The organism is Bosea sp. NBC_00550 (assembly GCF_026020075.1).
Lineage (GTDB): Bacteria > Pseudomonadota > Alphaproteobacteria > Rhizobiales > Beijerinckiaceae > Allobosea.
The window spans coordinates 310,537-334,877 of the sequence record NZ_CP102772.1 but is presented as its reverse complement, the minus strand read 5'-3'; the positions used below and the strand labels follow the sequence as shown (position 1 = coordinate 334,877).

The following is a 24,341-nucleotide window of genomic DNA, read 5'->3' as shown; positions in this document are numbered from 1 at the left end:
CGCATTGTGCTCTAGGTATGCTTTCATGAGCTCATCCATGAGCACCGCATTGCTGGGCTGACCCCTCATCTGCGCTGTGGCCGTCTCATGAACCTGCTTGAGAAGCTGGACACCCGCAAGAACCGTTTGATTTTCGGCATGCTCGGCGCCTTGGCGCCTTGGCGCCTTGGCGGCATGATGATCGGCGTCAGGCTGCCTGAGAGAGCGGCATTTAGGGCTAATTTCAGCGCCGATCCTGGATTTCGGGCAGACTCATCCCATGGCCCTGACGCGTTCATGGAAGATCAGCCGGTCGAAGTTGTAGGCGATGTTGGCCAGGGTCAGTTTTGCCTCGGCGCGAGCCAGGCCAATGGTGCGGATGAACAGGCCGAACCTGTTCTTCTGATGGGCGAAGACATGTTCGACCGCAGCCCGGATTGCCGACTTGCCGGCATTGGCGCGCGCGACATGCTGCGGCATCCGCCGTCCAGGCGGTTTGCGGCGATGGATGCGGCTGACCAGCATCTTCGCCGCCAGACTTTTCTCGTTCGTCTGTGATCGGTAGGCGCTGTCGGCCCAGACCTCGGAGGAGGTGTTCTGCGTCGTCACCAGGCGCGGCAGCATCCGCCCATCCGCATGGGCTGCCGAGGTCACCGCGCTCTCCCGAATGAAGCCGAAGCGCCGGTCGATCGCGATATGGGTTTTGTAGCCGAAGACGGGCAAGGCGATCTGCGCCAAGGGCGTGCCGTCGGGCCGATACCGGATCTTGCCGCCGATCTTGAGCGTCCAGCGCGCATCGACGTCCTTCTGCGCCGCCTTGCTGGGTTCATCGGGCCAGATCTCCCGGGCCGTCTTGCCCGCCTTGATCGCCTCCTTCTCCGCGTCCGTGTTCCGCTGCTTGGGTGCCGGCACGAGGGAGGCATCGACGATCTGGCCCGACATCGGGATGTAGCCCTTCTTCTGCAATTGCCAGTCGAAGGCCTTCATCACCCGCCGCAGCGTGCCGCTCTCGGTCAGCCTGTTGCGGAAGTGCCGGATCGTGTTCTCGTCGGGTGTCGGACCGCCAAGATCAAAGCGCAGGAAGCGCATCCAGGACAGACGGTCCCGGATCATGAACTCCATCTTCGCGTCGCTGAGATTGTGCTGCGCCTGAAGGATCAGCGCCTTGAACATCGAGACCGGGTCGAAAGCTGGACGTCCGCCCTTGGCCCCGTCCCCATAGCCAAGGCCCTCGACCAGCCAGCCCCGGAAATACTCAAAATCGATCGTCGCTTCGAGCGTCTCCAGCGGATCGCCGATCGCACTCAATCGCTCCAGATGCTCCGACAACCCGAAAAACGACCGCTGTTCCATCGTCTCACCCGCCTCGTGTGCCGATGAGAGATTGAATCACGAAATCAGCGAAACCGGTAGGTTCTTGCGGGTGTCCAGCTCTCTGCTCTCCCCGGAGACCCGAGCATAGAACCCGTAGAATGCCGTGGGCTCATGTATCCCACGGGCGTCTTTGAATCGTTTGGTGATCATTTCTGTTGTCCTGTCTGTGTTCATAAAGAAAGGCCCCCTGCATTGCTGCAAGAGGCCCATAGTTACACGTTTGCTTAGTGATTATTTTTAGTATGTGCCTCTCAAGCGAGCCTCATGCTTAGCAAACGCGTCCCATGCGGCAGAGCGCTTATCCCAAGGCAGCTCATTGATAGCGCCTTCCACCAGAGATGCAGCCTCATCGAAGCTCCTAGCCTTGTTGTTAAGCTGATTGACAAGGCCTTGTGCAACATTCTCATAGCCCTTAGCGATAAGTTCAAGCTCATTACCAAATGCAGCCGTAGCTTCCATGCGAGACTTCGTCTTCGTCACGTAGGCTTTTAGGTTGTTTATGCTCTCTCTTGGCCTCTCGACTACATATTGACCGACCTCAATACGTATAGGGCTTGACCCAATGTCCTCGCTAGAGCCTCTAGTAGCACCCCTAGCGGCTTTTGCGCTCTCTGGGCCACCCTCGCCTAGGTCACGCCGCCCCTGGGCCTCCACGGGCCCCTCAGCGGCCTTCCTGATGGCCTCTCGAAGCTGCAGGTCTTCCCCAGCATGGCTAGGCGGCCTCTGCGCGGCACCCATATCGGACACCTGAGGACTTTCGTGCAGGCCATTGTCACCGAAGCGGCTCGTGAACTGCCTGACGGGGTTCCTGCTGCCCATGATTCCGTCAATGGCTCTCACACCGCCATAGGCCGCGCCTTGAAGTGCGAGCATCTTTGCCGCTGCGACAGGAGCCCCGAGAGCCCTGACAGCCTCAAGCTCAGTTCCCATACCCAGCACCGCGGCCGTGGTACCTATCGCCCTCTTGGTGGGGCTTCTAAGCCAGCTAGCCGGGTTCAATCCATCCTCGATGAGAGAGGAGCTTGAGAGACCGCCAGCGAAGTAGCCATCCTCGAACCGCCCTTTGGTCTTGAGATCGTTGAGGGCATTATGTTCCTCAAGGGCGCTCAGATATCGCTGACCATGTGGGTGGTCCGACAAGGCATCACGAAGACCGCCAATTTGATCATCAGTGAGTTTTCCACCGTGGCCGAGAATAGCCTCAGCGGTGCCCATGAGAGGCTCTGTCGTGTTCCTGCCCTCCCGGCCTACTTTGGTGACATAGTCCTTCCTGGCGCGCGATATGTCTGACAACAGCACGGCCTCAGCGACCTTGATCGCCTTGTAGGCCTGCTCCGGTCCATCAGGCTCAATGCCAAGGCTCTCAATTCTCTTGGCCAGCCGACCGGCCACAGCCGGGTCCATATCGGCATAACGAATGGCATTGGTGACATCGCCAACGCCCCTGAGAGCCCTGACAGTTCCTGCCGTGGCACCCGAGGCCACAACGCTCCCAAGAGCCTCATGAGGATCGATGGTCAGCCCCTTGTCGGTGCCAGCCGTGACCGCAGCACGATCCACCAGAGCCCCAGCACCGCCGCTTACAGCATCCACAGCAGCGGCCTTGGCCACCTGACCGGGAAGCTGGGCAATGGCTCTCGTGCCGGCACCCTTGGTCACGCCTGACAGAGCAGGACTGAGCCCGGCCTTGTTGAGATAGGCCTGTAGCGCCGATGACCCCGCAGCAATGGCATAGTCAGCCCCCGAGGCATCCCGACCACCATTGTTCTCCACACGAGCATCGACAGCCGGTCCGAAGCTCCGAGCAGCATTGGACGCCATGAAGCCACCTGGGCCGGCGAGAGCCCCCGCACCAACGTCCATGACGAGACCGGGTGTGCCCTCAAGGATCATCCTCGGGAGATATCCCCAACCATACCCGCCTATGCCCTTCTCAGAAGTCTTAGGGTTCATGAAGTCAGCATGTGCGGGACGATAGCTCCCAGGGGCCATACCCTGACCGACATCAGCGAGTGCATCACCAGCACTCTTGGCGATATTGATGCCTGAGGCCTCACCAAGCCAGTGAGCGGTCCTCCCAAGGCCTACAGCGGCCTGGCCCGTTCCATATTGAAGGGCTTTCCCAGTCTTCTCAATGACGCCTTGGGTATCCTGTGGGGCCTGTTGAGTAACCTGAGGTTCCATTGAAGCTGCGGTGTCTAAGATGTCCTTGGCTGAGACACCTTCGCCGATCAGTCTATCGACGTCTGAGTTATGGTGTGGCGCAAAGGTACGATATCCACTGAGTATCTCATCGTCATTTACTCCCTCACTTCTCAGCCTAGCTATATCATGGGCTAAGCTACTTCTCTGTATCTCACTCATTCTATTCGTTCCATTAGTTCCTCAGATGAGGTTACCGAGCCTGACTGAGGCTCCGGCATGACAACAAAAAAAGAGCCCGCGATTGCTCGCGAGCCCTTTGGGTTCAATGGGCAGCTTGGCTGCTGCCTTCTTGTTGTTGGACAGGCGGTTTGGAGGCTTCTGTAGAGCCCCACCTGTCATAAGGGGGACAACTTTTTGCCTTTTTGCCTCTAAATAATTGAATCAACAGCAGAATCGCCGGAACATTCAAATGCGCCCTCATTGAGCCGCACGAGCCCGCTCAACCGCGCCGCCTATCTTAAGTGTCACAACTTTTGGCCGGAACGATCATAAGCTCATGATGTCACAGCAGAAGGACCCGAACTTTCGTAACGTACCTTTGGGGAGCCGGAGCCGCCCGCATATCATAAGGGTAACAACTTTTGGCCGTTTGGCTTCTAAGCCGCTGAAATTACAGCGGTATCGCCGGAACATTCAAATGCGCCCTGAAGGAGCCCCATGGGCCCACTCACTCGTGCCGCCTGTCATAAGGGTGACAACTTTTGGCCGAAGCGTGGACAAGCCTTTGATAACACAGCGGAATAGATGAAACTTTCAGATAAGCCCTTTAGGAACCCCCATGAGCCCACTCAACCGTGCCCCCTGTCAGAAGGGTACGAAATCCCTCCGAAGAGGCCGCTCGCGTTACGCGCGGAGCCCACTGCTTTGATACGATGTATTGATCTCTCGTGTGTTGCGATACTACCGTAGAATTAGTGACTATCGGAAGCACTGGATAACCTATGATAGCCTCCACGCTTAAGCGCTGGTTCGTCGATCCCTTTCGCGGCCAGTCACTATCAGAAGGTATCTGGGGTTTAGCAATCCTCGCAATGTGCGTTTACGGCATAGGCCTGTTTGCTTCCTCAAAAGAAGGATTACAGCTTCGCTACGGCGAGCAGTTTATGGCCGCATATGGCGATTGCCTTAATCGTAATGAAAAGGCCATTGCTGCCCAAGGAATGACGGCTGGCATAGAGTTCTGCATCCGAAAGGAATCCTATAACCTTTCGAACTTCGCTAACGTTGAGAACTACGTCATACCTCCCCAAGGCGATAAGATGGGACCTCGCTTCGTGGTCAGGAACACATCGCCCGACTATGCCATATCGCTGTTAAATATCACGCTATATGACCAACCCAGGGAAACACCCATTCAGGGGACCTTCGTGGGGGCGATGAAGCCCGGTGCGACAGGACAGGTTTTCTTTCCGCACGGGGCCAAAGTTGACCAAGTCAGATACCGCGTAACCGAGGCGTGGGGCTTCCGCTACGACGCTTCACCTCCTGCGTTCCGTTAAATCCGCAAGCCTACGCTCGTCACATCAGGGCATAGGGCATACCCTCGCGTGACTCACGAATGTTACACATATAGCGTAACATCAGGGTTGACTTGGGTTCGAAGTTACGCGACAAAAGGAAAGTTAAAAGCCTGATGTTACGAAAGCGCCCCTCGCAATAACCAAGATCGGATATGCCCGCGTCTCGACCCATGACCAAGATTACGAAGGTCAGGTAGAGCGCCTCAAAGCCGAAGGGTGCACCACGATCCGGAAGGAGAAGGTGAGCGCAGCGAGCCGCGAAGGCCGTGATGAACTTGCCGCCATCCTCGACTTCCTCAGGCCGGGCGATGAACTCATGGTCACGCGGCTCGACAGGCTCGGGAGGTCCACTCGGGATGTCCTCAACATCGTCCACGAGTGCGACCAGCGGCAGGCGTCCCTCACGGTGCTAGAGCCCTATGTTTCCACCAAGGGGGACACCGGCAGGATCGTGCTCACTGTCCTAGGCATGGTGGCTGAGATGGAGCGCGGGTTCATCAAGGCTCGCCAGCGCGATGGTATCGCCAAGGCGAAGGAGGCTGGTGTCTATACCGGCGGTAAGCGCAGGATCGATGCTCAGCGCGTGATGGCCATGAATCAGGAAGGCAAAGGCCCGACTGAGATTGCCAAGTCGCTAGGCGCCAGCCGCATGCAGGTCCATCGCATCCTCACGGCTGAGAAGGCCTGAGGCCAATGTGTCCAATGTCCTTGAGGCATCCAAGTTCTCAGCTATCTCTCGAGTTCATTGGACTTACATAGGCGTCATTGCCACCACAGCGTAACTCCGGTTTTCGCGTGGCCTCACGCGGACCTGGGGCCCCTTTTTTTTGGGTCCCTCCTGAGCCCGCTCTCACCCCGCAAGACTAATCAGGGCTTAAAAAAAGAGGTAAAGCTCTCGCTGTTGTTGTTCGTCCTTGTCGTGTGGTGTGAACGAGCTTTGGGGCCCAATGAATCCCCTATCCCATAGCTCTGACTATAGATTGCGGGCGACTCAAGGTTATGCCAACTATTGGTAGCCGCAATAACGCGGCCTCACGGAACCATGACTATGCCTGTGACGATTGTCGACATCTACGTTTCTTACACCAGCGGTTTTGTAGCGCTCCAAGGAGCCTCACAGGCAGCCATTGACCAGCTTAGGTCGTTGTGTCCCTTGAGTAACGGCACCACGGCCCTCCTGGCTCCTGAGGACGCTGAGGAAGCCTTTGGGCGCATTGATGCGGCAAACCTACGCACAGTGACGTTGGGCTAAAAGCTAGGCCTGAGAGATCGCGCGCTACCACGCCCCCTCCGCTTCCCCTTGGCTCTATGGGTTTCGGAGGGGGCCTCCTAGGAAATGCTGGAGACTTATTTGTCCTGCATCACTCAGGCAGCCTGAGCTACCTCAGAACTTCCCGTGTACGGTCTTCGCCCGAACGCCCGAATTAAGCCAATCGAAACGAGCAGCACACAGATCAGCCGTTAGTTGGCGAATGTCCTTGCTTATTGTTTCCAACGCCTCAACAGAATATTCGTCGTCTAATTGCGATGCGAATTGATTGGCCTCAGAAATAAGGTCCTTCGAGTGAGACACAGCGATCATGAATTTGGTATATTCGACCGGCTTTACCCGAAACAAGTTCGAGTTTTGCGCAGGCTTCCTGGCCCAAATGCCATGCTGAATATCATTCCGCCGCTCAGCCAATTTGCGAAACCGAGCAACGATAGTTTCAAAATTCGCGAGAGGATCGCCGCTCAACGTTACCTTTGCGAGGTTAATAGCAGCTTTGGTTGTGGAAGTGGCATTGTTGTAGGCCGCAAGGAGAGCAAATGTTCGCTCAGGACTAGTGTGCATCAGCGAGGCTAGATAAACACTCAATTCGGCTTCAGCATGAGCCCATTCACCGGCTAGCACTCCAACTTGAGCGGCAAATACCGGATGCTCGGCTATTACAAAAGCACCAATTTCAACAACTATATTTCCCACTTCATCATTCACCCGCACCCCGACCCTAGGCCCTGACATTCTGCCACCCCTAACCTGACCTGCTCATTGTCGGTCTTCGATGGACCATAGCGTCGTTCGAAAGTGCTGCCATCCAATTTGGCATTCAAACGTGGACCTTCAGTCCCGGAGCATGCGCCTTCCTCTCAGCAGCACGCGCTCTTCTCCTCAGGGGAGTGTCCCCAGACGCCGTTCTCGAGATGCCCTGGGAGGTAGATGCCCCTTGGACCTTGCGGGCTCCTGTTGGGTCGCTGCCAAGCTAACGCTCCTCGACTTGGCCAACGGCCCTCTCATGCTGAAACTCATCGGAACCTTTCTGTTCCGCATCAAGAACCTCCCTGAGAGCCTCAAACCGGCCCCCGCCTGGTGGCACGAGGAACTAGGGGCCCCTTTTGGGTACCTCCAGAGGCCTATTTGATCCCCATCGAAACACAGCGGCTTCAAAAAAGGAGCTAAAGGTCTCGTGGTGTTGTTCGTCCTTGCCGTGCAATTTCAATGATCTGGGGGAACATGGCTGGCATATCCAACCGAGCTATCACTATATTGCCCCTTGCGGGACTGTCCGGTCACAGTCAGGGCTAGAGTAAGTCTCAGGGTCTTCCCGGAGCCCCCTATGCCAATGCAGTACGTTCTCTACCGCCGCGTCTCTACCGAAGAGCAGGGCAAGAGCTGCCTGGACCTGGAGGCGCAGGACCGGGACATCCGACTGTATCTTGAGACCTACAGCCCTACGCCCTGGGAAGTGCTGCGGGAGTTCACCGAGGTGGAGAGCGGCGCCAACGCTGACCGCCCAGAGTTGGCCAATGCTTTAGAGTTGGCTCGGAAGACCAGGGCCACGCTCCTGGTGTCGAAGCTGGACCGCCTGTCGCGCCGGGTGTCTTTGATCGCTTCGTTGACGGAGGACAAGCGGGTCCCCGTTCGGGTCGCTTCGATGCCCCACGCCGACGCCTTACAGCTTTGCACCTATGCGGCCCTGGCCGAGCAGGAGCGGCAGTTCGTCACCCTCCGCACCAAGGTGGCCTCACAGAAAGCCAAGGGCCCTGGCGTCAAGCTAGGTGGCCTCCGGGCCGCCACCATGAAGCGAAACGAAGTCGTGAAGGCCCAGGCCCAGGAACGGGCCGAGGCATGGCGAGGCGTCGTGGAGCCGCTCCGTGGAGCCGGCAAAAGCATCAGGGAGATTGCCGAGGCACTGAACGCCGCCGGCATCAAGACTGCTCGCGGCGGACCATGGCACCCGACGACCGTCCAGCGGGTTGTGGATCGCCTTAGGAGGCAGGCTGACCCTTTCGATAGCTCGATGGACAGGCCGGGTCGGTCCCCGGTCTGGCACTAGGGGCTCCCGCGTTGTGGCATAGCTTGAAGGTTCTTATTAGCGCGGTGGCGCTGAGTCCCGCACTGGCCGGTTGAGCAACGAGAACCCGGCGAAGATTCAATCCAACGTCAGCCGCTCCACAAGGCGCTTGAGGCTAGTCGCGTGCTTCTCGTTGCAAAGAAGGCAGATGAAATCTTCGCCCATTTCGATGCTCAGGACCTCTGGACCATGACCTTAGGGTAAAACTAATGCTTTACCTCTCCCAGCGTCGAGCGCTACGCTGCAGGGCGATCCTAACCCCACTTACGGCCCCTGAAGGATGTCACGCCCACAGGGGTCTCTTTTTGTGATCAGAGTCCTGTCCCCTATATGCAGACGAGAGCAGCACCGGACATTTGGAACATAAAAAGCTCCTGAGGCTCCCCACGTCGCTTGGTGCCATCAGGGGGCGCGGGAGCGCGCAAAGCTAATCGTTGGGCAACGGATAGCCCGATAGGACGTTGATTCTGATCCCCTTCCCTTCCGCGACGCTCCACCCCAGTTCGCGCGCCAGTGCGGAGCTTACGTTGCTTTGCGCCCAAACGTGCCCTGACAAAAAGTCCAGCACGTACAGAATATCAGAAACAAGATCGACCAAAGCAAACGCATCCTTATTATCGAAATTCGCCTTTCCATATTGAATTAATTGATTTCTCAACTCGACATAAGTCTGAAGTTTCTTAGAAAGATGCCGAATTCCGCTCCATTTCATCTCTGGATTAGATTCAACGTGCAGGTCGGGTATGTAATCACGCAGGATTTTGTAAACAGGGGGAGACTGCGCGCACTCTACAAGCCAGCCGGAACTCTTCACATGCCGGCTTATGTGGTTCTTCAATCCAGTTTCCACTGCGCTAACTGCAATCAGCAGCGCAGATCGAGGCGAGCCTCCATTCGCCAGATAACAAGCTTCCCGCAGCAACTCGTGCGCTAGCGGCTCCTCAACGCCTTCCGACCTCCATAGGAGAGCCATGCGCTCTTCATGCTCCGCCCCCCATTTGACGCCGCCCAACGCACTCGTTTCAAAATCCTCACGGGGCGCCTTAACATGTTTGTGGTAGTCCTCACGCCCCAACGCCCAATATAGACTAGGCGAATATTCAAATAGGGCATGAGCCCCAGGCGAAGCTTGTTCCCAACGCAGAAGTTTGATGAAGCGGGAGAGGGTGGCGGTAAGATGCTCCCGAGCCCTTCCACATAGCGCTTGAATTTCGGGCGGGAGAAACTCGAAGGGAATGCCAAACCCTTCGCGCATCGATCCGTCCGCTTCGATGTGAGTTTCGCCGTTAATTCGATAAGGTAGCTTGAGGGGCATGGTAGCCGAGGCAAGATATCTGCGCTCTAGCTGAGCAGCTATAAAGTCCCTCTCCCATTCTGAAACCTCGAATGCTGCCGAGCATTGGACCTCAAGCCCCCTCTCCCCATTGTCTCGATCCCACTGACGCAGCCTAATTAAGCAATTGGGTGTTCCCGATGCCTCGAACTGAAGCTCCGTTGGAGGTGTTGGGTCGAAGGACATGCCGAGCGCCTTAGCGCTGAGCAGAAAGCTGACATTTGCCATAGGACCCACTTAGGTTGTTGTTCTTATTGTCCTATTCCGTCCCACCTTCATCGTATTCCCTTCGGTAACCCCTGCCATCTCTCTCGCCATACAGTACGCGTGTTATGAGCCCCAAACAGGGTTCAGACGGTCCAGGCCGAGATACACTGAACTACGGCCCATTGCCTGACCCACCATTGAAAGCTTCTGACCTCCCTATCGATCTCATCGGCTTGCTGGAATGTAGGGACCGCTTGGACTTCTGGACCATCAGACCACCCTCCTCCGGTTGTCGGAATTGCCCTTTCTCCACGGTTGCCGGCCCCGCACATAGCCATGCGAGACTAGCCGATCAGCGTCCCTAGCGAGGGCATCTAGATCATGCAAGAGAGCCCTGATGGCCTCCCGAGCATCGCCGTTGAACTCGGCTAGAGCCGCGTCCACGTCAGCGTCGGTGATCGCGGGAGCTTCAGGCTCGCGTGAATTCTCATGTTCCATGGCTCGTCTCTTCATACGATCGAAATAGGAACAAAAACCGAGAATGAGTCAAGATGCCTAGGAGGACCGTCTCCCGTTACTGACGCCCAAGCCCTCACGGGAACGCTCAAGCATATCCCGCGTTCTGCCTCCGTCCTATCGATATCATCAGGAGAACCGCCCATGCTCAAATCACCACTAACTGGTCTAGCGGGCCTTCTGGTGGCTCGCGAAGTCGAAAAGGGCACTCTCCCGGTCAAGCTCTCTGTGCCTCTCACGGTATTGATATCGCGGCTCCCGGTGCCGGCTCTCTTGCTCGGCGCGGCAGGCTATGGGGCCTATAAGTTGGCTAGTGCAGCCAAGGGGCACCGTAGGAAGCCGAGGACATCCAGTGGTGAGAGCGAACACCCATCAGGAGCCCAGGGTACCCGCAGGCGAACCAGCGCTGCTGTGCCTCGTAGGCGAGAAGCTTGAGACCATCGCATAGGGGCTTTCGCCGTGGTATCCGACCGGTGTAGAAAACGGGCCAGCAGCAGACATATGATGCGTGAGGAAACCTAGGGCAGATCGATACCGCCAACCTGACGACAGCCTCTATATCGCCCCAACCAACACGGACGGCGCTTCGCGCTCCCGGGGCGCCCAGGTAGCTCAGTTGGTAGAGCATGCGACTGAAAATCGCAGTGTCGGTGGTTCGATTCCGCCCCTGGGCACCATTTCTTTTCCTAAGCGTCTAGATCACCGTCTCTCTTTGGCTGATGAGGCCCGTATTCCGAACGGCCTGTCGAAGAGGGAGCAACGCCTTCTCCCAGAGACGTGCCCCCTCTCCGCCGGCGCTGGCGCCAGTCTCATCTTCGAGCGCCATGTCTGGCTGTCGCATTCCAAAGACGAGCGATTACGCTCCTAGAGGGAGCCGGCACGCTCGGCGGTTACGGCTGGATTAAATCGGCGTCAGGCTCGTGGACTATCGCACCAGGGCCATCGGCAGCACGACGGCCGTAAAGATGGCGGCAACGATTGCCGTCCTCGTCCAGATGGCGAGGACACGACTGCTCGGCAGCATGTGGGCCTCCCTGCATTTCTTGTTCGTGGGAGGACACCAGCACAGGATGGATACTGCGGCAACCAGGGTTTCGATGTCGAATTCTTACCCTGACCCGGCTCGGCCAAGCCTGCCCGAAAGCGGCGGGCGCCGTGTCGATCCGTTCGGAAAAAGCCGCTCGCCAAGGCGAGATCCAAAGATCCCGCGACCCGTCATCCACTGATCGCCGCGGAAGCCGTGCGGGCCTATCGTCGGCCTGGTCCGGCGTCTGTCGCGCCAGAACCCTAGCCCAAGCGTCTGTCGAGCATGTCGTCGATCCGCTCGACGATGCCTTGATGCTCAACCAGCAATTGCTGAAGCGGTCCCAGCGGCCTGAAGGCGGCCAGGTCCTGCTGCTCCTCGCCCTCGGTGCGCCAGGCCTCAATCGCGGCGTCCGCCGCGGCCAAGGCGTCTTCGGACGGGCCGCCTTCGGCGGAAGCGCCGGCCTCTTCGGCGATGCGGGTCGCAATCCGCCGGCGAAGCCGCAGCTCATGGGCGACGACGGCGTCGAGCTCATCGGTGTAGGCCATGGCGCCGAGGCCGCTCAGTGCACCGTCGCGAGGTCGTCGTCGTCGGGGTCGATCAGCTTCGCCAGGCCGAGCTGCTCCACCCCGTCCGTGAACTCCGCGAAAGCCTCGGCATCCGTGGCGAAACTGTCCTGCCAGACCGTCGAGCCGCCGTCCTCGTCGACGAGCTCAAGCGTCCAGCCATCGGTGCCACCGATCCTGTAGATCTCGACCTGAACGGTCACGCCATCGTCGGTGAAGCTCTGCGACAGGGGCGAACGAATGATGTCAGGAAAATCAGTCATTCCCGCAGCCTAGCAAATCGAAGTCTGGCTTGCAGCAAGGGATCGCACCCGTCGCTCAGTCGTCGCCATCGCGTGGCGCCGGCGTTTCCTCGGCTTCCTCGACCGGCTCGCCCGGAATCACATAGCTGCCCTTCAGCCAGCGGCCGAGGTCGATGTCGGCGCAGCGCTTCGAGCAGAACGGCCGATAAAGGGCGAGCGCTGGTTTCCCGCAGATCGGACAAGGCTTCGCGGCCGGCGCAGGCGTGTCGGTTTCAGTCATATTTGAGCGTGATGCCTCCATCGACGATGAGCTCGATGCCGGTGACATAGCGCGCTTCATCGCTGGCAAGGAAGAGGGCGGCATTGGCCACATCCCAGGCCTCGCCCATGTGCCCCATCGGCACCTGCGCCGCGCGCGCCGCCCACATCGCCTCGACATCCCCATCGCCATAGGCCTGCGCGAGGCCGGCCGAATGCTCGACCATCGGGGTCTTCATCAGCCCAGGCAGAATCGCGTTCACGCGGACCATCTGCGGCGCGAACTGTGCCGCTGTCGTGCGGGTCAGCTGGTTCAGCGCCGCTTTGGTCGCCGAATAGCTGGCATAGGGCACGCCGGTATGGCGGATCGAGGCGATCGACGAGATGTTGATGATCGAGCCGCCCTCGCCCGTCTCCTCGAACTGGCGCTGCATCACCGGGATGACGTGCTTCATGGCCAGGAATGCGCCGGTGAGGTTGACCTTGAAGACGCGGTCCCAGACCTCCTCCGGCAGATCGACGACGCTGCCGACCTCGGCGATGCCGACATTGTTGTCGAGTATGTCGATGCGGCCGTAGCGGCCGAGCGCGCGGCCGACGAGATCGGCCACCTGATCGGCTCTGGTGACGTCGGCCTGGACGGCAAAAGCCTGCCCGCCTTCATTCTGGATGATGGCGGCGGTTTCCTCGGCGGCGTCGCGGTTGATGTCGGCGCAGATCACCTTCGCGCCCTCGCGGGCGAAGATCGTGGCGGTCGCCTTGCCGTTGCCCCAGCCCGGGCCGATCGACCCCGCCCCGGCCACGATCGCGACCTTGCCTCTCAGACGTCCGGTCATTGCGTGTCATCCTCCGTCGCGCGCCCTTGTCAGCCCGGCGCGCTTTGCCCCGTGAGGATCGGGCGTCGATCGCGAACAGGCAACCCCCGCCCTGCGATCAGGCTGCGTTCATCCAGCCGAAGCGGATCGGGAAGCCCTCGCCGCCGAGCAGATTGACCGTCTCGTAAAGCGGCAGGCCGACGACGCCGGTGTAGGAGCCCACCAGCTTGATCACGAAGGAGCCGGCGATGCCCTGGACGGCGTAACCGCCCGCCTTGCCGCGCCATTCGCCCGAGGCGAGGTAGTTCTCGATATCCTCGGTGGAGAGGCGCTTGAAACGCAGCCGCGTCTCGACGATCCGATCCCGGATCGCGCCCGACGGCGTCACCAGCGCCACGCCGGTGTAGACGCGGTGCGCCCGGCCCGAGAGCAGGCGCAGGCAGGCGGCGGCTTCGTCGACGATCTCGGCCTTGGGCAGGATGCGCCGGCCGACGGCGACCACCGTATCGGCGGCGACGATGTAGCAACCCTCGAGATCGGCCCGCGCCTTGGCGCCCTCGCGCGCAGCTTCCGCCTTCTCGCGGGCCAGGCGGCGGGCGAGATCGCGCGGCCGCTCGCCCTTATGCGGCGTCTCGTCGAGATCGGCCGGCAGCAGCGCATCCGGCTTCAGGCCCGCTTGCTCGAGCAAGGCAAGACGGCGCGGCGAAGCCGAGGCCAGCACCAGCATCGGCCGCCAGCCGGGATGTTTGGGGGAGGAGAACAGGCTCAAAAGGCTTCCCGACGCGTTTCAGACGCCGAGACGACCGGCGCGGCATCAGCCTTAGAACATTTCGACGGCGCGATAAATCGGCAACCGAAACGCACAAGATGCATGTCAGCCGCTTCTGCAATCGCTGGTTCTGCGCGTGGCGCATAAAAGCTGGGCGGGAGAACTGGTATACCACGGGTTGCCAAGCCCGCCTGCGGGCGGCAGACTCCATCCCCCTCGGCGTCACGCCGTTCATGACTGTGTTTCCGGAGTTCGCCCATGCCGAGTTCGCGCAAGCCATCGCGCTCCGCCGTCGCGGCTGGAGCGGATGCACAGGTGCTTGCCGCGCGTGTGATGGCCATGCAGGCGGAAGCCGGTATCACCATCGCCATGCGGATGCCGATCCTGCTGAAGGGCGCCTTCGGCGACAGCCGCGGCCAGCACGAGGCGACGAACGCCGTCATGGAGAAGCTCTCGGCCATGGTCGAGAGCAGCCTCGCCGCGACGCAGGCCGCCACGGCGTTCTGGTGGGGGCTTGCCCTCAACCCGCCCGGTCAGTTCGACATGGCTGCGGCAGCGGTCCGGGCTGCAGACAGTACGCTCGAACCCTTCGCACGGCGGACCCGTGCCAATGCCGCCAGGCTCAGCGGGAGCCGCCGCTAGCCCAATCGAGCGCGGCGACGTCCGGAAGGAAGACTTCAGACCGTATCTTGCGGTGCAGGCTCGGCGGCCCCGGCAACAGGCGCCGGCAGGCTGTGTTCGCGCTCTAGCTTGCGATAGCGCGCAACGCTCAACGGGATGAGCGCGAGATAGGCCACGACCACGAGGGACAGCACCTCGAAGGGATAGGCGAAGAGCAGCCCCGCCACGATCACCACTGCGACGAAGATCGGCAGGACCCGGTCGCGCGGGACGCGGGTGCCGAGCGTCTTGCCGGCATAGCAGGGGATGCGCGAGATCGTCAGGAAGGCGATGAACAGGATGTAGATGCCGACGAAGGGCGCGCCATAGTCCTGAACCGGCACGCCGATCGCCTGCAGATAGACCGGCAGCATCGCCGTGATCGCACCCGCGGGCGCCGGCATCCCGACGAAAAAGTTCTTCTGCCAGTCCGGCCGGTCCGGGTCGTCGATCATGACGTTGAAGCGCGCGAGCCTGAGCGCCATGGCGCAAGCGAGCGTCAGCACGATGATCCAGCCGAACGACTTCAGGTCGTGCAGGACGAAAATCCACAGCACATAGCCGGTGGCGACGCCGAAATTGACGAAATCGGAGAGCGAATCGAGCTCGGCGCCGAAGCGCGAGGTGCCCTTGAGCATGCGGGCCAGGCGGCCGTCGACGCCGTCCAGGGCCGCAGCGATCAGGATGCAGATCGTCGCGGTCTCGAGCTTGCCTTCGACCACAAGGCGCATCGCCGTGAGCCCGAGGCAGAGCGCTAGCAACGTGACGACGTTCGGCGCCAGCAGCCGGAACGGGATCGGCTTGAAGCGGGCGCGCCGGGACTCGACGCGCTCGGGTTCGAAAGGGGGAAACAGATCGCTCATGCGAGCCGAAATACGCGGTTTCGCGAGCGGGCGCTAGCGCGGGGCGGAGCGATGGGGCACGCCGTCCCCACCCTGCCTCTCAGATATCGCGGAAGCTGCGCGCGACCGGCTCGTTGCCGCTCATGTCGGCCAGCACCGTCTCCCCGGCGATCGCGGTCTGGCCTTCGCCGACCAGCGGCACGACATGCGCCGGCAGATAGACGTCGACGCGCGAGCCGAAGCGGATGAGGCCGAAGCGCTCGCCGGTCGCCAACGTGTCGCCCTGCTTGACGAACGGGACGATGCGGCGGGCGATCAGACCGGCGATCTGCACGACGCCGACGATGCCTGAGGAGGTCTCGATCGCCAGCGCGTTGCGCTCGTTGTCGTCACTCGCCTTGTCGAGCTCGGCATTGAGGAACAGGCCCGGCGTATAGGCGATCTTGGCGATACGGCCCGGAACCGGCGCGCGGTTCACATGGCAGTCGAAGACATTCATGAAGATCGAGACGCGGGTCATCGGCTCGGCCGGCAATTCGAGCTCCGGCGGCGGCAGGGCCGATGCGATCTGGCTGATCCGGCCATCGGCCGGGGAGATCACGAGACCTTCGCGCTGGGGCGTGACCCGGACGGGGTCGCGGAAGAAATAGCAGATCCAGACCGTTATGATCGCGCCGATCCAGCCGAAGGGCGACCAGAGATTGGCGAGCACGATGGTCGCGACCAGCCCGATGGCGATGAAGACATAGCCCTCCTTGTGGATGGGCACGATCACCTTGCGGACGGAATCGACGAGGGACATGAGGCGGGTTTCCGTTAGGCTGTCGGCGCGCCGGGCGCACATCAATTGCATTGCCGCAGCGGCGGTGCCGGCCGCGGCGTTGCGCTGATTTAGGGCGTTCCGGCCCTCAGGGAAAGCCCGGAAACTGCGACATCGCGACAGATGCACCGTTCAAAAGGCGCAAAAGCCGGAACCGTCCCAGCCCGCACCCGTTCACCAGCCAAGGAAAGCCATCCAGACAGGAGCGAGCCATGGCGAAGGCAACGGCCAAAACCGGGACGACCAAACGGGTTGCAGCAGCCGTCCAGCAACAGCGGCAAATCCAGAAGCAGGTCGCGCAGGCCGAACGCGCGCGGCCGAAGCAAAAGACCGAGGCGATGCAGGCCGGCGCCCGCGCCTATCCCGTTCCGCCGTTCAGGAAACAGCATCAGGCCAAGCCGGGCAGCGAAGCGCAGCTCGACCCGGCGCCGATGTACGACGCCCCGTTCTACAAGGGCTCGGGCAAGCTCGAAGGCCAGGTCGCGCTCATCACCGGTGGCGACTCGGGTATCGGGCGCGCTGTCGCCGTGCTGTTCGCGCGCGAGGGTGCGGATGTCGCGATCCTGCATCTCGACGAGACGCTGGATGCCGCCGCGACGGTCGAAGCTATCGTTTCAGAGGGGCGCAAAGCGATCGCGATCAAGGGCGACGTCCGTGATCCCGCCTTCTGCCGAAAGGCGACCAAGGAAGTGGTCAAGCGATTGGGCAAGCTCGACATCCTCGTCAACAACGCGGCTTTCCAGGTTCATGCCGCCAATTTCGAAGATCTCACGGAAGAGCATTTCGACACGACGATGAAGACCAATCTCTATGGCTACTTCCACATGGCCAAGGCCGCGGTGGAGCACCTGCCGCATGGCGGCGCGATCGTGAACACGGGTTCCGTCACCGGGCTCGACGGCAGCAAGGACCTGATCGACTACGCCACGACAAAGGGCGGCATCCATGCCTTCACGCGTTCGCTTGCGGCGCATCTGGTATCGCGTGGCATCAGGGTCAATGCGGTGGCGCCCGGGCCGGTATGGAGCCCGCTCAACCCCACGGACAAGACGGCGGAGGACGTCGCCCAGTTCGGCGCCAAGGTCCCGATGAAGCGGCCGGCCCAGCCGGAGGAGATCGCTCCGGCCTATGTCTTCCTCGCCTCGCGCCAGTGCTCCAGCTACATCACCGGCGAGGTGCTGCCGATCATCGGCGGGTACTGAACTGCCGGACAGCCGTGGTTCGCGCTAGGCGAGCCTCGGCATCTGGACAAACCGCACGGCCGCCTTCCAGGTGACGAAGCCGAACACGAACAGCACGAAGCTCTCGGCGATGGCGAAGGGCGGCTCGGACTGGGTCGGCGCCAGCGCCCGCAGCGCAGGAATCTTGGCGAACATCTGCGCCACCAGCACGAAGACCAGCAGGTAGAAGGTCAGCATCGCCGTGATCGCGTAGGTCCGGCGCCAGGGCCCTTCCAGCCTGCGCCCATACAGCGCGAAGCCGGCGATCGCGACGAGCACGAGCGAGATCGCGCCGACGATGTGGGACGGCAGGATGCCGTTGAACGGAAAGCCGAAACCGGTCGCGCTGGTCGCGAAGGCGGTGGACAGGAACACGCCGGTCCAGCCCGGCCGCGTATGCCCCTGCAACAGCCCGGCCGCGACCGGGAATCCGGCGACGATGGCGATCAGGCTGAGCCAGGTATGAAAACCTACAAATGTCGTCGGATCGAACACAGTCGCCTTCCCCCGATGGCTTGGTCTGCCGGCGGAGCATGCAGGAAAGGCGATGAAGTTGCGAGAGGTTTTAAACTAGCCGGGAGGCCGCCGCGCCGCTTTCGAACGCAGCCGCTGTGATGCTCAGGACGTCAGGCTCACCCTGACGCTTTCGCCCTCGGCCTCGTTGGCACGCTGGAGCGTGGCCTTGGCCTCGTCGACCTCACGCTGGCGGTTCCACATGGCCGCATAGACGCCGTCCGCCGCGAGCAGGTCGCGATGGTGGCCGCGCTCGACGATGATGCCCTTGTCGAGCACGATGATCTCGTCAGCATTGACCACGGTGGAGAGCCGGTGTGCGATGACGAGCGTGGTGCGGCCTTCGCTGACCCGGTCGAGCGCGTCCTGGATCTCCTTCTCGGTGAAGGAATCCAGCGCCGAGGTCGCCTCGTCGAGGACGAGGACCGGAGGGCCCTTCAGGATGGTGCGGGCGATGGCGACGCGCTGCTTCTCGCCGCCCGAAAGCTTCAGGCCGCGCTCGCCGACCGAGGTCGCGTAGCCTTCCGGCAACAGACGGATGAAGCGGTCGATCTGGGCGAGCCGCGCAGCTTCCGCGACTTCTTCCATCGTCGCCTCGGGGCGACCGTAGAGGATGTTGTATTCGATGGTGTCGTTGAACAGCACCGTATCCTGCGGGACCATGCCGATGGCGGCGCGCAGGCTGACCTGCTGAATATCCGCGATCGGCTGGCCGTCGATCAGGATGCGGCCCTCCTGAGGCTCGTAGAACCGGAACAGCAGCCGCGAGATCGTCGACTTGCCGGCGCCGGACGGGCCGACGATGGCGACGGTTTGCCCCGGCAGGACCTTGAACGAGACGCCGCGCAGGATCGGCCGCTCCGGCACATAGGCGAAGTGGACATCCTCGAACGCGACCTCCCCGGCCCGGACATCCAGGGGCAACGCGCCGGGCTTGTCCTGGATCTCGGGGTCGCGGCCGATCAGCGAGAACATCTGGGCGATGTCGAGCGTCGCCTGCTTGATCTCGCGATAGACGGTGCCCATGAAATTCAGCGGCAGGTAGAGCTGAATCAGCATCGAGTTGATCAGGATGAGATCGCCGACCGTGTTCGTGCCGGCCTGGAAGCCGCGCACCGCCATCACCATCGAGAGCGTCAGCCCCACGGCGAAGATCGCGGCCTGGCCGAAATTCAGCCAGGCAAGCGAGGTGTAGGACTTGATCGAGTTGCGCTCGTAGCGCGCCATCGACTGATCGTAGCGCGCGGTCTCGCGGGCTTCCGCGCCGAAATACTTCACGGTCTCGTAGTTGAGCAGCGAGTCGATCGCCTTGGCGTTCGCGTCCGTGTCCGACTCGTTCATCGCCGAGCGGATGGCGATGCGCCATTCGGTCGCCTTGATGGTGTAGGTCATGTAGGCCGTGACCATCGTGACCAGAACGACGACGTAGCGCCAGTCGAATAGATAAAGCAGCACGGCGATGATCAGCACGACCTCGATGATCACCGGCACGAGCTGGTTGAGGCCGAGGCGCACCATCTCCTCGATGCCGTTGCGGCCGCGCTCCAGCACGCGGGTCAGGCCGCCGGTCTTGCGCTCCAAGTGGAAGCGCAGCGAGAGATGGTGGAGATGGCCGAAGGTCTGCAGCGCGAGCGTCCGCACCGCATGCATGAACACGGGCGCAAAGATGGCGTCGCGCAGTTGCACGAAGGCGGCCGAGCCGACGCGGGCGAGGCCGTAGAGGACCGTCAGCGCCAGCGGCGCGCCGACCAGCCAGGGCAGCCAGCTCTCCAGATTCGAATAGGTGCCGGCCAGGGCGTCGGTTACCCATTTGAAGCTGAACGGCACCCCCATCAGCACCAGGCGGCCCGCCACCATCAGGGCGAAGGCGGCAACGACGCGACCGCGCAGATCGGCGCGTTCCGCCGGCCAGAGATAGGGCCAGAGCGCGCGGAAGGTGGCGAAGAAGCCGGAACCCGGTTGGAGGATCGCGGAACGGGAGAAGCTCGGCGCCGGAGGCGGCGCTGACGGCAGGGACATTTTCAAACGATTCCAGTTGGTGCGCTCATATAGGCGCAATCGGACGCCAATGCATGGGGGAACGCGGTGCCATCTGCGCGCCCTTGCCCGAAAGCCGCCTTGCTCTCGCCGAAAGCCCGGTGTCTGATCCGGCTCAGAGCGCAAGGACGCTCACGACCGGGGACAGAAACAACCATGAGAGATCAGCATCTTATCGCCATGGGGCTCGGCGCCGCCGCCGCTCTCGTTCTGGCCACGCTGCCCGCCGCCGCGCAGGCCGGCAAGCCGCATGCGCAGGTCACCATCACCAATCAGCGCACCGTGCCGCTGACGAGTTTCGAGATCGCCACCGCCGGCGAGCAACCCCGTCTCGTCGCCAAGCTCGCCAAGCCGCTGGCGCCCGGCAAGAGCGTCGCGCTCAAGCTCAACAAGCCGCAGGGCTGTGCCTATACGGTGCAGGGGAAATTCGACGACGAGGCTGCCAGCGACGCCGACATGGATTTGTGCCGGGACCGCGTCATCCGCCTGACGGAGTGAGGCGACGAGCGCGTCATTCTCGGGCGGAGCGAAGCGCAGACCCGAGAGTGACGGGACGAAGAGGTAGGAGCCTTCTTCCGCAAGAGATGCCCGGGGCAAGCCCGGGCATGACGTTTCGGCGCCTCACGCCGTGGCGCCGGCCTTCACCAGCTTATAGGTGATCGAGTCGACCAGCGCCTGAAACGAGGCGTCGATGATGTTGGCGCTGACGCCGACCGTGGTCCAGCGCTCGCCCGTCTCGTCGCCAGATTCAATCAGCACGCGGGTGACTGCATCGGTACCACCCTGGAAGATACGGACCTTGTAGTCGACGAGGCGCAGGCCCCCGATCAGCGACTGGTAGCGGCCGAGATCCTTGCGCAGGGCGATGTCGAGCGCATTGACCGGGCCGGCATCGCCTTCGGCGGCCGAGATCAGCACGTCGTCACCGACCTTCACCTTCACGATCGCCTCGGAAAAGGTGACTAGCTCGCCCAGCGCATTGTAGCGGCGCTCGACATTTACCGCGAAGCGCTCGACCGCGAAATAATCCGGCACCTCGCCGAGGATGCGCTTCACCAGCAGGAAGAACGAGGCATCGGCTCCCTCGAAGGCGTAGCCTTGTGCCTCCTTGTCCTTGACCTCCTGCAGCACCCGGTTCAGTCGCGGGTCGTCGCGGCCGAGCGTGACGCCGATGCGCTCGAGTTCGGCGACGAGGTTCGACTTGCCGCCCTGATCGGAAACCAGGACCTTCCGGGTGTTGCCGGTCGCCTCGGGGGCGACATGCTCGTAGGTGCGCGGGTCCTTCAGCACCGCCGAGGCGTGGATGCCAGCCTTGGTGGCGAAGGCCGAGGCGCCAACGAAGGGCGCGTGGCGATTCGGCGCCCGGTTCAGCATCTCGTCGAGGGCGCGCGAGACATGGGCGAGGTCGGCGAGCTGCGCATCGCTGACGCCGAGTTCAAAACGGTCGCGATAGCGCTCCTTCAGCTTCAGCGCGCCGATCAGCGTGACGAGATTGGCGTTGCCGCAGCGCTCTCCCAAGCCGTTGAGCGTGCCCTGGATCTGGCGTGCGCCGGCCTCGATGGCCGCCAGCGAATTGGCGACGGCGCAGCCGCAATCATCATGCGCGTGGATACCGAGATTGTCGCCCGGCACGGTGTTCGTCACCTCGCGGACGATGGCGCCGACCTCGTCCGGCAGCGTGCCGCCATTGGTGTCGCAGAGCACGACCCAGCGGGCGCCGGCCTCATAGGCCGTGCGGGCGCAGGCGAGCGCATAATCGGGATTGGCCTTGTAGCCATCGAAGAAATGCTCGCAGTCGAGCATCACCTCGCGGCCGGCCGCCTTCGCCGCCTCCACGCTCTCGCGGATGCCGGCGAGGTTCTCCTCCAGCGAGATCTCGAGCGCGACATGGACGTGGTAGTCCCAACTCTTGGCGACGAAGACGATGGCGTCGGCCTTCGCCTCCAGCAGCGCCGCGATGCCGGGGTCGTTCGCCGCCGAGCGCCCTGCCCGCTTGGTCATGCCGAAGGCGGCGAACTTCGCCTGCTTCGTCGGCTTGTGCTCGAAGAAGGCGGTATCGAGCGGGTTGGCGCCGGGATAGCCGCCCTCGACATAATCGACGCCAAGCCGATCGAGCAGGGCGGCGACGGCGCGCTTGTCGTCGAGCGAGAAATCGACGCCGGTGGTTTGGGCGCCGTCGCGCAGCGTCGTGTCGAAGAGCTGGACGCGAGCGCCCGTCATCGCTCGCGCCGGAGCTTGAAGCGAACGACGCGCGGCACGACCATCGCCAGCATGACCAGCTTGATGGCGAAGGAAAGCGAGCCGGCAGGGCGGATCTTCGGGCTCATCGCTTCACCTCCCAGGTGGTCGTCGGCTCGCCAGTTGTGGCTTCCTTACCGTCCTTCAGCGCGATGCCCATGACGGCAAGTTCGTCGCGGATGCGATCGGATTCGGCGAAGTTTTTCGCGCGGCGGGCAGCGAGACGGGCCGCGATCAGGCGTTCCACCTGCTCTTCATCAATCGCCAGAGCTGCCTTCTTGTTCGCTTTCCAGACGGCTGGATCGTGGTTTAGGAGCCCCAGCACGCGCGCAGCCGCAACAACGGCTGACGCCGTAGCTGGATCACGTATATCCCAGCCCAATACATCGCCGGCCATCATCGCGCCGGCGGTACTTGAAGAAAACAGCGGATGTAGTTGAGCGACCGCAGCGACCGTATTCAGATCGTCGAACAAAGGTTCAAGAACAGCACCAATAGGGGCTGCCTTATCGTCGATCGGCGTTCCCTCAAGCCATTCATACCACCGGTCCAGCGTCTTCTCCGCCTCCTCCAGCGCTTTCACCGTCCAGTCGATCGGCTGGCGATAATGGGTCTTGAGCATCGCGAGGCGCAGCACCTCACCCGGCCAGGTCCGGCCGCCGAAAGTCTCCGTCGCCAGCAGTTCGTTGATGGTGACGAAGTTGCCGAGGGACTTCGACATCTTCTCGCCTTCGACCTGCAGGAAGCCGTTATGCATCCAGATATTGGCCATGCGGGCTGAGCCCTCCCCGCCGCCGAAGGCGCAGCAGGACTGGGCGATCTCGTTCTCGTGGTGCGGGAAGACGAGATCGATGCCGCCACCATGGATGTCGAAGACGTTCTTGGCCGGGTCGTCGCAAGCAAGCCCGCCGCCGAAGGGCGTCAGCAGCTTCGCCATCGACATGGCCGAGCACTCGATATGCCAGCCGGGGCGGCCGGGCGTGGCGATGCCGGCCGGGGACGGCCAGCCGGGGTCGATGCCATCACGGCTCGGCTTCCACAGCACAAAATCCATCGAGTCGCGCTTGTAGGGCGCGACGTCCACCCGCGCGCCGGCCAGCATCTCGTCGAGCGAGCGGCGGGCGAGCGTGCCGTATTTCGGCGCCTTCGTCAGATGGGAGACCGCGGGCACATGGAACAGCACATGCTCTTCGGCGACATAGGCGACGCCGCGCGCGATCAGGCGCTCGATGATCGCCTTCATCTCCTCGATATGCTCGGTCGCCCGTGGCTCGCTCGTTGGGCGCAGGTTGCCGAGCCCATCCACATCGGCGTGGAACTGCGCCGTCGTGGTCTCGGTGACCTTCGCGATCGCCTCGTTCAGCGGCAGGCCGGGGAAATCGCGGGCGGCGCGCGCATTGATCTTGTCGTCGACGTCCGTGAGGTTGCGGGCATAGGTGACGTGATCCGGCCCATAGATGTGCCGCAGCAGCCGGTAGAGCACGTCGAAGACGATGACCGGGCGGGCATTGCCGATATGGGCGTAGTCGTAGACCGTCGGGCCGCAGACATACATCCGCACATTCGACGGATCGATCGGCGCGAAGTCCTGCTTCGTCCGCGTCAGCGTGTTGTAGAGCCTCAGGGTCGGCGACATCGGGGCTAAATCCTGAAAACGAACGAAACGGCGAAAAGCAAAAAACGACCTGGCCGCTGGCCGGGGCGCTTTTGTCGGTTCGTTTTCAGGACGAGGACGTGAGCAGCCGGCCAGCGAAAGCTAGCGGCAAATAATGCAAGGGCTGTTGATGGCGGCTCGCGTCATGGGAAGAACTGATTGCCTTTCCGCAAGCTTTCCGTCAAGAGGGCGGCCGATTGCTGCAATGCAGCAT

General features: G+C 61.9%; 21 protein-coding genes and 1 tRNA gene. 7 read left to right on the top strand and 15 right to left on the bottom strand.

From position 1 onward, the window contains the following. Positions 1-252: 252 nt before the first annotated feature. Entirely contained in the window at positions 253-1,332 is a 1,080-nt protein-coding gene (locus tag NWE53_RS01650) for an IS5 family transposase (protein WP_265052657.1), read from the bottom strand. Positions 1,333-1,590: 258 nt separating this feature from the next. Continuing rightward, positions 1,591-3,717, bottom strand: a complete 2,127-nt coding sequence (locus NWE53_RS01645; RefSeq protein ID WP_265052656.1) for a hypothetical protein — start codon at positions 3,715-3,717, stop codon at positions 1,591-1,593. Positions 3,718-4,499: 782 nt separating this feature from the next. On the opposite strand from NWE53_RS01645, the gene NWE53_RS01640 reads away from it, so the two are divergent. Together NWE53_RS01640 and NWE53_RS01635 are read left to right on the top strand one after the other, a co-directional pair. Continuing rightward, a complete protein-coding gene (locus tag NWE53_RS01640) occupies positions 4,500-5,057 on the top strand; it encodes a hypothetical protein (RefSeq protein ID WP_265052655.1) in 558 nt (185 codons plus the stop codon). Positions 5,058-5,214: 157 nt separating this feature from the next. Further along, positions 5,215-5,766 carry a recombinase family protein gene (locus tag NWE53_RS01635; protein ID WP_265055057.1) on the top strand — a complete coding sequence of 184 codons (552 nt, stop codon included), beginning with the start codon at positions 5,215-5,217 and terminating at the stop codon, positions 5,764-5,766. A 696-nt stretch (positions 5,767-6,462) separates the two neighbouring features. Here NWE53_RS01635 and NWE53_RS01630 read toward each other — a convergent pair. Further along, on the bottom strand, positions 6,463-7,056 hold the full coding sequence (locus tag NWE53_RS01630) for a hypothetical protein (protein WP_265052654.1): 594 nt from the start codon (positions 7,054-7,056) through the stop codon (positions 6,463-6,465). A 625-nt stretch (positions 7,057-7,681) separates the two neighbouring features. Between NWE53_RS01630 and NWE53_RS01625 the strand changes: the two genes are divergently transcribed. After that, a complete protein-coding gene (locus NWE53_RS01625; RefSeq protein ID WP_265052653.1) occupies positions 7,682-8,395 on the top strand; it encodes a recombinase family protein in 714 nt (237 codons plus the stop codon). Positions 8,396-8,840: 445 nt separating this feature from the next. On the opposite strand, the gene NWE53_RS01620 is transcribed toward NWE53_RS01625, so the two are convergent. Further along, positions 8,841-9,974 carry a hypothetical protein gene (locus NWE53_RS01620; protein WP_265052652.1) on the bottom strand — a complete coding sequence of 378 codons (1,134 nt, stop codon included), beginning with the start codon at positions 9,972-9,974 and terminating at the stop codon, positions 8,841-8,843. 1,096 nt (positions 9,975-11,070) lie between these two features. Here NWE53_RS01620 and NWE53_RS01615 point away from each other — a divergent pair. Beyond that, positions 11,071-11,146, top strand: a tRNA-Phe gene (locus NWE53_RS01615). Between the two features lie 610 nt (positions 11,147-11,756). Here NWE53_RS01615 and NWE53_RS01610 read toward each other — a convergent pair. From NWE53_RS01610 to NWE53_RS01590, 5 genes are all read right to left on the bottom strand, one after another. Further along, a complete protein-coding gene (locus NWE53_RS01610) occupies positions 11,757-12,041 on the bottom strand; it encodes a hypothetical protein (protein ID WP_265052651.1) in 285 nt (94 codons plus the stop codon). A 14-nt stretch (positions 12,042-12,055) separates the two neighbouring features. Continuing rightward, positions 12,056-12,322 (bottom strand): hypothetical protein, encoded by a 267-nt coding sequence (locus NWE53_RS01605; protein WP_265052650.1) that lies wholly within the window; start codon positions 12,320-12,322, stop codon positions 12,056-12,058. A 55-nt stretch (positions 12,323-12,377) separates the two neighbouring features. Then, on the bottom strand, positions 12,378-12,581 hold the full coding sequence (yacG, locus tag NWE53_RS01600; RefSeq protein ID WP_265052649.1) for a DNA gyrase inhibitor YacG: 204 nt from the start codon (positions 12,579-12,581) through the stop codon (positions 12,378-12,380). Continuing rightward, positions 12,574-13,395, bottom strand: coding sequence for an SDR family NAD(P)-dependent oxidoreductase (locus NWE53_RS01595; RefSeq protein ID WP_265052648.1), 822 nt, complete (start codon positions 13,393-13,395; stop codon positions 12,574-12,576). Before NWE53_RS01595 ends, yacG begins: the two co-directional genes overlap by 8 nt. A 97-nt stretch (positions 13,396-13,492) precedes the next feature. Next, positions 13,493-14,101, bottom strand: a complete 609-nt coding sequence (locus tag NWE53_RS01590; RefSeq protein ID WP_265055056.1) for a Maf-like protein — start codon at positions 14,099-14,101, stop codon at positions 13,493-13,495. 300 nt (positions 14,102-14,401) lie between these two features. Between NWE53_RS01590 and NWE53_RS01585 the strand changes: the two genes are divergently transcribed. Then, the gene (locus tag NWE53_RS01585) at positions 14,402-14,785 is read left to right on the top strand and encodes a hypothetical protein (RefSeq protein WP_265052647.1); all 384 of its coding nucleotides are present in this window, start codon (positions 14,402-14,404) and stop codon (positions 14,783-14,785) included. A gap of 35 nt (positions 14,786-14,820) precedes the next feature. Here NWE53_RS01585 and NWE53_RS01580 read toward each other — a convergent pair whose 3' ends face one another. Continuing rightward, on the bottom strand, positions 14,821-15,666 hold the full coding sequence (locus NWE53_RS01580) for a CDP-alcohol phosphatidyltransferase family protein (protein WP_265052646.1): 846 nt from the start codon (positions 15,664-15,666) through the stop codon (positions 14,821-14,823). Positions 15,667-15,745: 79 nt separating this feature from the next. Beyond that, positions 15,746-16,489: a phosphatidylserine decarboxylase gene (locus NWE53_RS01575; protein ID WP_265052645.1), complete on the bottom strand. Its 744-nt coding sequence runs from the start codon at positions 16,487-16,489 to the stop codon at positions 15,746-15,748. Between the two features lie 188 nt (positions 16,490-16,677). Between NWE53_RS01575 and NWE53_RS01570 the strand changes: the two genes are divergently transcribed. Then, positions 16,678-17,667, top strand: coding sequence for an SDR family oxidoreductase (locus tag NWE53_RS01570; RefSeq protein ID WP_265052644.1), 990 nt, complete (start codon positions 16,678-16,680; stop codon positions 17,665-17,667). A 24-nt stretch (positions 17,668-17,691) separates the two neighbouring features. On the opposite strand, the gene NWE53_RS01565 is transcribed toward NWE53_RS01570, so the two are convergent. Together NWE53_RS01565 and NWE53_RS01560 are read right to left on the bottom strand one after the other, a co-directional pair. Then, positions 17,692-18,180: a hypothetical protein gene (locus NWE53_RS01565; RefSeq protein WP_265052643.1), complete on the bottom strand. Its 489-nt coding sequence runs from the start codon at positions 18,178-18,180 to the stop codon at positions 17,692-17,694. Positions 18,181-18,303: 123 nt separating this feature from the next. Next, entirely contained in the window at positions 18,304-20,217 is a 1,914-nt protein-coding gene (locus NWE53_RS01560) for an ABCB family ABC transporter ATP-binding protein/permease (protein ID WP_265052642.1), read from the bottom strand. A 174-nt stretch (positions 20,218-20,391) separates the two neighbouring features. On the opposite strand from NWE53_RS01560, the gene NWE53_RS01555 reads away from it, so the two are divergent. Next, complete coding sequence (locus NWE53_RS01555) at positions 20,392-20,733, top strand: hypothetical protein (RefSeq protein ID WP_265052641.1); 342 nt, start codon at positions 20,392-20,394, stop codon at positions 20,731-20,733. A 123-nt stretch (positions 20,734-20,856) separates the two neighbouring features. On the opposite strand, the gene cimA is transcribed toward NWE53_RS01555, so the two are convergent. Next, a complete protein-coding gene (gene cimA, locus NWE53_RS01550; protein WP_265052640.1) occupies positions 20,857-22,455 on the bottom strand; it encodes a citramalate synthase in 1,599 nt (532 codons plus the stop codon). A 103-nt stretch (positions 22,456-22,558) separates the two neighbouring features. Further along, the gene (gene cysS / locus NWE53_RS01545) at positions 22,559-24,109 is read right to left on the bottom strand and encodes a cysteine--tRNA ligase (protein ID WP_265052639.1); all 1,551 of its coding nucleotides are present in this window, start codon (positions 24,107-24,109) and stop codon (positions 22,559-22,561) included. Between the last annotated feature and the right edge of the window lie 232 nt (positions 24,110-24,341).